General features: G+C 68.5%; 7 protein-coding genes. 6 read left to right on the top strand and 1 reads right to left on the bottom strand.

Annotation, left to right across the window (positions count from 1 at the left end):
• A partial coding sequence (eccCa, locus tag A9W96_RS22430; RefSeq protein WP_067143185.1) for a type VII secretion protein EccCa occupies positions 1-3,855 on the top strand: 3,855 nt, incomplete at its 5' end.
• Positions 3,856-3,907: 52 nt separating this feature from the next.
• Here eccCa and A9W96_RS22425 read toward each other — a convergent pair.
• Positions 3,908-5,071, bottom strand: coding sequence for a cytochrome P450 (locus A9W96_RS22425; RefSeq protein WP_067143182.1), 1,164 nt, complete (start codon positions 5,069-5,071; stop codon positions 3,908-3,910).
• Positions 5,072-5,377: 306 nt separating this feature from the next.
• Here A9W96_RS22425 and A9W96_RS22420 point away from each other — a divergent pair, with 306 nt between their 5' ends.
• From A9W96_RS22420 to A9W96_RS32830, 5 genes are all read left to right on the top strand, one after another.
• Positions 5,378-5,572, top strand: coding sequence for a ferredoxin (locus A9W96_RS22420; protein WP_066861425.1), 195 nt, complete (start codon positions 5,378-5,380; stop codon positions 5,570-5,572).
• A gap of 497 nt (positions 5,573-6,069) precedes the next feature.
• The gene (locus A9W96_RS22415; protein WP_067143180.1) at positions 6,070-7,314 is read left to right on the top strand and encodes a PPE family protein; all 1,245 of its coding nucleotides are present in this window, start codon (positions 6,070-6,072) and stop codon (positions 7,312-7,314) included.
• A 42-nt stretch (positions 7,315-7,356) separates the two neighbouring features.
• The gene (locus tag A9W96_RS22410) at positions 7,357-7,656 is read left to right on the top strand and encodes a PE family protein (RefSeq protein WP_067019979.1); all 300 of its coding nucleotides are present in this window, start codon (positions 7,357-7,359) and stop codon (positions 7,654-7,656) included.
• Positions 7,657-7,663: 7 nt separating this feature from the next.
• A complete protein-coding gene (locus A9W96_RS22405) occupies positions 7,664-8,881 on the top strand; it encodes a PPE family protein (RefSeq protein WP_067143177.1) in 1,218 nt (405 codons plus the stop codon).
• Between the two features lie 470 nt (positions 8,882-9,351).
• Positions 9,352-10,296, top strand: a 945-nt coding sequence (locus A9W96_RS32830; RefSeq protein WP_067143174.1) for a PPE family protein, incomplete at its 3' end; no start/stop codon positions are given.

The raw sequence follows: 10,296 nt of genomic DNA, 5'->3' as shown, positions 1-10,296 counted from the left end.
GCCCAGTTCATGCTGATGCTGGACATGCTGCGCGAGACCGCCCACGAGTCGGCCGACAGCATGGACGCCAACTACCGGTGGTTCCACCCGGCGCCCACCACGCTGGCCGCCGCGGTCGGGTCGTCGCGGATGTGGGAACGCAAGCCCGACGGCAAGGACCTGAACTTCGGCGTGGTCCGCGTCGGCGTCGGCATGACCCGCCCCGAGGTGACCTGGGGTGAGCCCCAGAACATGCCCACCGACATCGAGCTGGAGCCGGTGACCGGCAAGGCGCTGCAGGAATTCGGTCGCTATCAAAGCGTCGTCTACAACCTGCCCAAGATGATCTCGGTGCTCGTCGAGCCCTGGTACTCGCTGGTCGGAGACCGCGAGCAGGTGGCGGGGCTGATGCGGGCGATCATCTGCCAGCTGGCCTTCTCGCACGGGCCCGACCACATGCGGATGATCGTGGTCAGTTCCAACGTGGACGAATGGGACTGGGTGAAATGGCTGCCGCACTTCGGTGACCCGCGCCGCCAGGACGCCGCGGGCAACGCCCGGATGGTGTACAGCTCGGTGCGCGAGTTCGCCGCCGAGCAGGCCGAATTGTTCGCCGGCCGTGGTTCTTTCACGCCCCGGCACGCCAGCTCGTCTGCCCAGACCCCGACGCCGCACACCGTGATCATCGCCGATGCCGTTGACCCGCAATGGGAGTACGTGATCAGCGGCGAAGGTGTCGACGGGGTGACGTTCTTCGACCTCACCGGCTCGGCGATGTGGAGTGCGGTCCCGGAGCGCACCCTGCGCTTCGACGAGAAGGGTGTGATCGAGACCCTGCCCCGCGACCGCGACACCTGGATGGTGATCGACGAGAAGCCCTGGTTCTTCGCGCTCACCGACCACATCAGCACCGCCGAGGCCGAGGAGTTCGCGCAAAAGCTGGCGCGCTGGCGGCTCGCCGAGGCGTACGAGGAGATCGGCCAGCGGGTGGCGCACATCGGCGCCCGAGACATCCTGTCCTACTACGGAATCGACGATCCCGGCCGCATCGACTTCGAGGCGCTGTGGGGCAGCCGCAACGACACGATGGGCCGGTCGCGGTTGCGGGCGCCGTTCGGTGTTCGCTCCGACAACGGCGAGCTGCTGTTCCTAGACATGAAATCGCTGGACGAAGGTGGCGACGGCCCCCACGGTGTCATGTCCGGTACGACCGGTTCGGGTAAATCCACCCTGGTGCGTACCGTGATCGAGTCGCTGATGCTCAGCCACCCGCCGGAGGAGCTGCAGTTCGTGCTGGCCGACCTCAAGGGTGGGTCGGCGGTCAAGCCGTTCGCCGGCGTGCCGCACGTGTCCCGGATCATCACCGACCTGGAAGAAGACCAGGCGCTGATGGAGCGCTTCCTGGACGCACTGTGGGGTGAGATCGCCCGCCGCAAGGCGATCTGCGACAGCGCCGGCGTCGACGACGCCAAGGAATACAACTCGGTGCGCAGCCGGATGCGGGCGCGTGGCCAGGACATGGCCCCGCTGCCGATGCTCGTGGTCGTCATCGACGAGTTCTACGAATGGTTCCGCATCATGCCGACGGCGGTCGACGTCCTCGACTCGATCGGCCGGCAGGGCCGCGCGTACTGGATCCACCTGATGATGGCGTCGCAGACCATCGAGAGCCGTGCCGAAAAGCTCATGGAGAACATGGGTTACCGGTTGGTGCTGAAGGCGCGTACCGCCGGTGCGGCGCAGGCCGCCGGCGTGCCGAACGCGGTCAACCTGCCCGCCCAGGCCGGTCTGGGCTACTTCCGCCGCAGCCTGGAGGACATCACCCGGTTCCAGGCCGAATTCCTGTGGCGGGACTACTTCCCGCGCGGGCTGACCGACGACGGAGAAGAGGCGCCGGCGCTGGTGCACAGCATCGACTACGTCCGTCCGCAGCTGTTCACCAACTCGTTCACCCCGCTGGAAGTCAGCGTCGGGGGACCCGAGGTCATCGCGCCCGCCATCCCCGCCGACGGCTTGCCGGTCGAAGTCGAGGGCGGCGATGACGACGACGCCGAAGGGATCAGGACGCCCAAGGTCGGTACCGTCATCATCGACCAGCTGCGCAAGATCGACTTCCAGCCCTACCGGCTGTGGCAGCCGCCGCTGAACCAGCCCGTCGCCATCGACGAACTGGTGAACCGGTTCCTCGGCCGCCCTTGGCAGCAGGACTACGGCACCGCTCAGGACCTGGTGTTCCCGATCGGGATCATCGACCGCCCCTTCAAGCACGACCAGCCGCCGTGGACGGTCGACACGTCGGGCCCCGGCGCCAACGTGCTGATCCTGGGCGCCGGTGGTTCGGGCAAGACGACGGCGTTGCAGACGCTGATCTGCTCGGCGGCGCTGACCCACACGCCCGAGCAGATCCAGTTCTACTGCCTGGCCTACAGCAGCACCGCGCTGACCACGGTCGCCCGCCTGCCGCACGTCGGTGAGGTGGCCGGCCCGACCGACCCGTACGGCGTTCGCCGCACGGTGGCCGAACTGCTGGCCCTGGTGCGGGAGCGCAAGCGCAGCTTCCTCGAGTACGGGATCGCCTCGATGGAGGTGTTCCGGCGGCGCAAGTTCGGCAACGAGCCCGGCCCGGTCCCCAACGACGGGTTCGGCGACGTCTACCTGGTGGTCGACAACTACCGGGCGCTGGCCGAGGAAAACGAGGTGCTGATCGAGCAGGTCAACGTGATCATCAACCAGGGCCCCTCGTTCGGGGTGCACGTGGTGGTCACCGCCGACCGCGAATCGGAGCTGCGGCCGCCGGTGCGCAGCGGTTTCGGGTCCCGGGTCGAGCTGCGGCTGGCCGCCGTGGAAGACGCCAAGCTGGTGCGTTCGCGGTTCGCCAAGGACGTTCCGGTCAAGCCCGGTCGCGGCATGGTCGCGGTCAACTACGTGCGCCTCGACGCCGACCCGCAGTCCGGTCTGCACACCCTGGTGGCGCGGCCGGCGCTGGCCAGCACGCCGGACAATCGGTTCGAGTCCGACAGCATCGTCGAAGCCGTCAGCCGGATCGCCAGCGGCCAGGCGCCGCCGGTGCGCCGACTGCCGGCCACCTTCGGCGTGGAACAGCTTCGGGAGCTGGCCGCACACGACACCCGTCAGGGCGTCGGTGCGGGCGGAATCGCTTGGGCCATCTCGGAATTGGACCTGTCGCCGGTGTATCTCAACTTCGCCGAGAACGCGCACCTGATGGTGACCGGCCGGCGCGAGTGTGGGCGCACCACGACGCTGGCCACCATCATGTCCGAGATCGGGCGGCTGTACGCGCCGGGAGCGACCAGCGCCCCGCCGCCGCCGGCGGGCCAGCCTTCGGCCCAGGTGTGGCTGGTCGACCCGCGCCGTCAGCTGCTGACCACGCTCGGCGCCGACTACGTGGAGAAATTCGCCTACAACCTCGATGGCGTGCAGGCGATGATGGGTGAACTGGCCGCGGTCCTGGCCGGCCGCGAGCCGCCGCCGGGGTTGTCGGCCGAAGAGTTGCTGTCGCGCAACTGGTGGAGCGGACCGGAGATCTTCTTGATCGTCGACGACATCCAGCAGCTGCCCGCGGGCTTCGATTCGCCGCTGCACAAGGCCGCCCCCTGGGTGACCCGGGCCGCCGACGTCGGCCTGCACGTGATCGTCACGCGCACGTTCGGTGGTTGGTCGTCGGCCGGCAGCGACCCGATGTTGCGGGCCCTGGCCCAGGCCAACGCCCCGCTGCTGGTGATGGACGCCGACCCGGACGAGGGATTCATCCGCGGCAAGATGAAGGGTGGCCCGCTGCCCCGTGGTCGAGGCCTGCTGATGGCCGAGGACACCGGTGTGTTCGTCCAGGTCGCCGCGACCGAGCTGCGCAAGTAGGGCCCGAGTAGGTACCGGCCGCTGCGCCGGGGCTGACCGGTCACACCGGGAGTCAGCCCCAGCGCAGCGGCAATTCCTTGAGCGCGAAGCTCTTCGACGGGTAATTGATGACGGGGGAGTAGCCCTCGGGCAGCTCGAAATCCGGAATCTGGGTGAGCCATTCCGCGACGATCACCGTCAGCTCGATGCGCGCCAGGTGAGAGCCCAGGCAGCGATGCGGTCCGCCGCCAAAGCCCCAGTGGCGGTGGACTTTTCCGTCCATGTTGAGCTCGTTGGTGGACATCGCGTCGCTGTCGTCGCGATTGACCGCGGCCATACACAGCCGCACCGACGTGCCCGGCGGCAGCGTCATGCCGCCGACCTCGACGAACTGGGTGGTGACCCGCGGTGCCACCGGCGCCGACGGCTCGAGGCGGACGATCTCCTCGATGAAGACCCGGATCTGCTTGGGGTTGTCGCGCAGCTCCTTGCGCAGCTGCGGTCTGCGGGCCAATTCGAACAGCGAGAACCCGATCGCCGCGGTCACGGTGTCCAGACCGGCCAGGATCAGCAGATGGGTCATGCCGAGCAGTTCGAGGTCGGTGAAGTTGCCCTTGCCGGTGATCACCTGCGACAACATGTCCGACTGCGGGTTTTGCCGGCGCTGCGCGATGACGTCGGCCAGGTACGCCAGCAACTGCTCGGATTTCTCTATGTCGCTCTGAGTGACGAAGGGCTTGTCGCTGACGACGGCGTCCTTCCAATCGATGAGCCGGTCACGATCCTCGACCGGCAGGCCGTAGAGGTCCAGGAACACCTGAAACGGGTAGAGGTTGGCGAAGTCTGCCATCGCCTCGCACTCGCCCCGCCCGGCCAGCGCCGCGATCATCTCGCTGGCGTGGCGCTGCAGCACCGGGCGTGATTTGCCCAACGCGTGCGGGCTGAAGTACGGCTGCAGGATCTGGCGGTAGCGGGTGTGTTGCGGCGGATCGTAAGCCAACGGCAGCACCGGCAAGGGGTGGCCGGGCGGCTGCAGGATCGTCGACGAAAACACCTTGGTGTTGCGCAGGGCGGCCAGCACATCCTCGCGGCGGGTGATGTAGTAGTGGCCGTTCATGAACACGACGGGTCCGGCGTCGCGCAGCGTCTTCCAACCCAGACCCCGGTCCTCGGTCATCGGCAACGTGGCGAAATCAAGGCGGGGCAGGTAGAACGACCCTTGCTGGCCCTCGCTCATGCGCTTCGATCTCCGGTTGTCTGTCTTGGGTGAAATAGCTCCGACGCGAGTGCGTCAATGTCGGAATTCGTCGATACCAACACCTGGCGGCACATCAATATTGCATCGGTTCGTCAATATCGCATGCGGGGCAACGGAACACGGATCCGCCCGCCCGGGCTGAACCGGGTTTGGGCGCGAAAGCGATCGGCGAACACCTCCGACACTGTACCGACCGACTAATCTGGGGACCGCACCGTGAAGTGCGAGCTCGCCTGCTTGCGAAGACGTTTACGGCCGCGCCGTGCCGGCTAGGGAGGAAGCCTCGTGAGGGTTCGTCTGGACCAGTCGAAATGTGTTGGCCACGCCCAGTGCTACGCCGTCGACCCAGACCTGTTCCCGATCGACGAGTCCGGCTATTCGATCCTCGAGGAGCACGAAGTCAGGCCCGAGGACGAGCAATCGACACGCGACGGCGTCGCATCGTGCCCCGAGATGGCGCTGATCCTCGAAGAGGACTGACGCCTCGACCGCCCGAGAAGACCGGGCGGTGCCGCCGTGGGCGTTAAGCAAACGGCGAGTGAACAATCCATTGCCGTGTATGAACTCCCGCCGACCGGGAATGAACAGTGGCTGGCCATTGATGAACAGGTGCCTTTGCGTGTCGGTGTTTGCTTCATAACGAACTAATCTCAGTGCCGGGCGGCAGTTCGGGCACACGCGAGCTGTCGCTCGGTTGCTGATAGCGGGAGATTAGCCGAGGCAGAAGGTGCATGTCTTTCCTGACCAGACATCCGAGAAGCGCGGTGGCAGACCAGCTTTGCGGACGCGGTCCACTGGTCAGCATGCGCCGGCCCGCCCGGCTGATGGGGTTGCGGGGCGAAGGGGCTCCGTTGGTGACTCCCGTGGGTGCAGCGGCCAACCGGTGGCGTCGTCTACAGAGCCGTGACCACGGCCACCACTGATTCCTACGTGACAGCCGAGATCGCCTGCGGTCCCGGCCGACTGAGGAGGACACGGTGTTTGACTTCGCGGCGTTACCGCCCGAAATCAATTCCGGTCGCATGTATGCGGGTCCGGGGTCGGGGCCGATGATGGCCGCCGCCGCTGCCTGGGACGAGATTGCGGCGGAATTGGGTGTAGCGGCCAGCGGCTACAACTCGGTGGTTACCGAGCTCACCAGCGGGCCATGGGTGGGACCGGCGTCGATGTCGATGGTCGCGGCGATCACCCCGTTCGTGAGCTGGCTCACCGCCATGGCCGCGCAGGCCGAGGAGACGGCGGGGCAGGGCCGGGCCGCCGCGGCGGCCTTCGAGGCGGCGTTCGCGATGACGGTGCCGCCGCCGGTGATCGCCGCCAACCGGGTGCTGCTGGCGACCCTGGTCGCGACGAACTTCTTCGGGCAGAACACCCCGGCGATCGCGGCCACCGAGGCGCAGTACATGGAGATGTGGGCGCAAGACGCCGGGGCCATGATGGCTTACGCCGCCGCGTCGGCGACCGCGTCGGTGCTGACCCCGTTCGCGACGCCGCCCAACACCACCACGCCCGAGGCCGACTCCAACCAGGCCGCCGCGGTCGCCAAGGCGGTTGCGGAGCCGGCGGGCAACACCGCGCAGACGACCTCCCAGCTGGCTTCCCCACAAGCGTTGTCCGCCAGCACAACTCAGGCCGCGACCCAAACGAGCGCGGCCACGTCGAATCCGGGACTGCTGTCGAGCACCCTTCAGGACCTCCTGAATTCGGGGCTACCCACCCCGGACAACAACTACCTGGGGCTGAATCCCACGCTTTACACCGTGCTGCTCAAGCAGAACACCGGTCTTGCCTACTTCTCGAACGGCATCGTGGCCTTCTGGTCGCAGCTCGCCCAGCAGTTGGTCTCCGGTCCCGGTGGTAGCACGGCCGGTGCCGGTGGTGCCTGGTATCCCACGCCGCAGTTCGCGAGCCTGGGGCTGGGCAACCTGGGCGGGGTGGGCCACGTGAGCGCGATCTCCGCCGGGACGGGGCAGGCCGCGCGGGTCGGGATGCTCTCGGTTCCCCAGCATTGGGCGACGCTGACCTCGTCGGTGACCCCGGCGGCGGTGTCCGAGGAGTTCACCCCCATCCAGGCGGTGGCGAACGGTGGAGCGAATTCACCGGCCAACGGCCTGCTGCGCGGCATGCCGGTCGGGTCGGTCGGGCGGCGCGGCGCGGCCGCCGGCTACGTCAACAAATACGGGTTCCGCTACAGCGTGCTGACCCGGCCACCCTCGGCCGGATAACCACCAGCCCAGATGAGTCCCACGGAAGGGGAAGGAAGCTAGATGTCCTTCGTGACCACGCAGCCCGAGGCGTTGGCAGCCGCAGCGGGCAACCTGCAAACCATCGGCTCAACGCTGAGCGCCCAGAACGCCGCCGCCGCGGCCCCGACGACGGGGGTGGTGCCGGCCGCTGCCGACGAGGTGTCGGCACTGACGGCGGCGCAGTTCGCGGCGCACGCCCAGATGTACCAGGCCGTCAGCGCGCAAGCGGCGGCGATCCACGAAATGTTCGTCAACACCCTGAGCACCAGCTCCGGGTCCTACGCGGTGACTGAGGCGGCCAACGCGGCCGCGACTGGTTAAGGAGTCGATGATGTTGGATTTCGGAGCACTTCCGCCGGAGATCAATTCGGCGCGGATCTATGCCGGTCCGGGTTCGGAGTCGTTTACCACCGCGGCGTCGGCGTGGAATGCGATTGCCGCGGAGTTGCAGTCGGCCGCGTTGAGTTACCAGAACGTGGTGACTCAGCTGTCGAGCGAGGAGTGGACGGGGACCGCCTCGGCGGCGATGGTGCAGGCGGCGACTCCGTATGCGGAGTGGTTGAGCATCACCGCGGCCCAGGCCGAGGAGGCGGCCACGCAGGCCAATGCCGCCGCGGCGGCGTTTGAGACGGCGTTCTCCTCGGTGGTGCCCCCGCCCGTGATCGCGAGCAACCGCGCCCTGGTTCAGCAGTTGATCCAGACCAACGTGCTGGGGCAGAACACGGGCACGATCGCGCAGCTGGAGGCGCAGTACGGCGAGTACTGGGCGCAGGACGCGGCCGCGATGTACAGCTATGCGGGCCAGTCGGCCTCGGCGACGAAGGTGGCGCAGTTCCAGAAGGCGCCGGAGGTCGCCAACCCGTCGGGTCAGGCCACCCAGGGCGCGGCGGTCACCAACGCCACGGCCAACTCCACGGCGACCAACACCACCAAGGCCCTGCAGTCCCTGGCGCAGCCCGCGGCGCAGACGACGACCAACGCCACGACCCAGGCCGCGACGCAGGCGACCACGGATCCGCTGTCGGAGCTGTGGTTCCTGCTGACCGGGCAGACCAGCCTGCCGACCAGCCTGGGCTCGGCCGTGAACGGCTACAGCCCCTTCGCCAGCCTCTTCTACAACACCGAGGGTCTGCCGTACTTCAGTACTGGTATGGCCAACACCTTTACGCAGATCGCCAAGTCGGTCGGTGCGATCGGTGGGGCGGCTCCGGCGGCGGCCAAGGCGTTGCCTGGGCTTGGTGGTCTGGGTGGGATGTTGGGTGGCGGTGCTGCGGCGGCTCACCCGGTGGCGGCGTTGGGCAGCGCGGCCTCGGTGGGTGGCAAGTTGTCGGTGCCGGTGGCCTGGTCGGGGGCGCCGGCGGCGCCGGCGCTGGGGCATGCGATTCCGGTCAGCAGCATCAGCGCGGCTCCCGAGGCCGCCGGCGGGCCGGGCAATCTGCTCGGTGGCATGCCGCTGGCCGGCGCCGGTGCCGGCGGGCACGGGGTGGCGGGTCCCAAGTACGGATTCCGGCCCACCGTCATGGCCCGGCCACCCTTCGCGGGATAGCTTCGGCCCCAGCAACTCTGGCGCAAAACCAGGACGCGCCCTGTCGCCAAGCACCGGCGGCAGGGCGCGTTTCCGCGTGCCCGGACGTCGCATCCGGGCACGCCCCAGCGAATCTCCAGCGGGCTTTATCTGCGGCCGGATTTTTATCCCGCGCTGGGCTTTTCGCGTAGGCGCGGCCCCGCCGCCACCGCCCGCGGACTCACCCGCAGGCGCCGCTGAGGGCACCTCCTGACGGGGTGTTCCCGCAGGTAACGACGGTGCCGGCGCGACGCGTCCCGGGGGCGCCCCGATGGCACCGCCACGGGGGAGCGCGCCGCCGGCGCCTGGCCGGCCGCAGCTGCGGCGGCATCGCGGGAGCGGCGCGGGGCGGCGCGGCCATTTAGCCTTCCGAGCAAGCAAATTCTGATGGTCATCGCCAAGAGATCACCTGCGAGGGGATACATGTCGTTCGAGCCCGGTGCTTCGTAACCATGGACTTCGGGGCATTTCCGCCGGAGATCAACTCCGGTCGCATGTACGCGGGTCCGGGGTCGGGTCCGCTCATGGCCGCGGCCGCCGCCTGGGATGGGCTGGGCGCCGAGTTAGGCAGTGCCGCGAGCGGGTACACGTCGGTGATTTCGGAACTGACCCAGGCGCCGTGGGTGGGGCCGGCCTCGGCGTCCATGTTGTCGGCGGTGACGCCGTACGTGAGCTGGTTGAGCGTCCTGGCCGGGCAGGCCGAGGAGACGGCGGGCCAGGCCCGGGCGGCGGCCGCCGCGTTTGAGGCAGCGTTCGCGATGACGGTGCCGCCGCCGGTGATCGCCGCCAACCGGGTGCTGTTGGCGACCCTGGTCGCGACGAACTTCTTCGGGCAGAACACCCCGGCGATCGCGGCCACCGAGGCGCAGTACATGGAGATGTGGGCCCAGGACGCCGCCGCGATGTACGGCTACGCCGCTTCGTCGTTGGCGGCCTCGCAGCTGACCCCGCTGACGTCGCCGCCCAACACCACCACGCCCGAGGCCGACTCCAACCAGGCCGCCGCGGTCGCCCAGGCCGTCGCCGAGCCGGCGGGCAACACCGCCCAGACGACCTCGCAGCTGGCGACGCCGCAAGCCTTGACGGCCACCACGCAGGCGGTGACGCAGGCCTCGACGACGACGGCGTCGCAGCCGGGACCGTTCACCTGGCTGCAGAATCTGATAGACGGCTTCCTGCAGTCCGGGCTGCCCACGCCGACCAACAACTACGCGGGCCTGAACACCGGCATGTACGGCACCTTGCTGAAGCAGACCACGGGCCTCGCCTATTTCTCGAACGGCATCACCAGCTTCTGGTCGTCGATCGCCCAGCAGCTGATCTCCGGTCCCGGTGGTAGCACGGCCGGTGCCGGTGGTGCCTGGTATCCCACGCCGCAGTTCGCGAGCCTGGGGCTG

The organism is Mycobacterium sp. 1245852.3, assembly GCF_001669335.1.
Lineage (GTDB): Bacteria > Actinomycetota > Actinomycetes > Mycobacteriales > Mycobacteriaceae > Mycobacterium > Mycobacterium europaeum_A.
The sequence above is the reverse complement of the archived record's forward strand: the minus strand, read 5'-3'. Positions and strand labels throughout refer to the sequence as shown.

Coding starts and splice junctions, on each gene's coding strand:
- A9W96_RS22410 (WP_067019979.1), top strand. CDS start 7,357: ATGTCCTTCGTGACCACGCAGCCCGAGGCGTTGGCAGCCGCAGCGGGC.
- A9W96_RS22405 (WP_067143177.1), top strand. CDS start 7,664: ATGATGTTGGATTTCGGAGCACTTCCGCCGGAGATCAATTCGGCGCGG.
- A9W96_RS22425 (WP_067143182.1), bottom strand. CDS start 5,071: ATGAGCGAGGGCCAGCAAGGGTCGTTCTACCTGCCCCGCCTTGATTTC.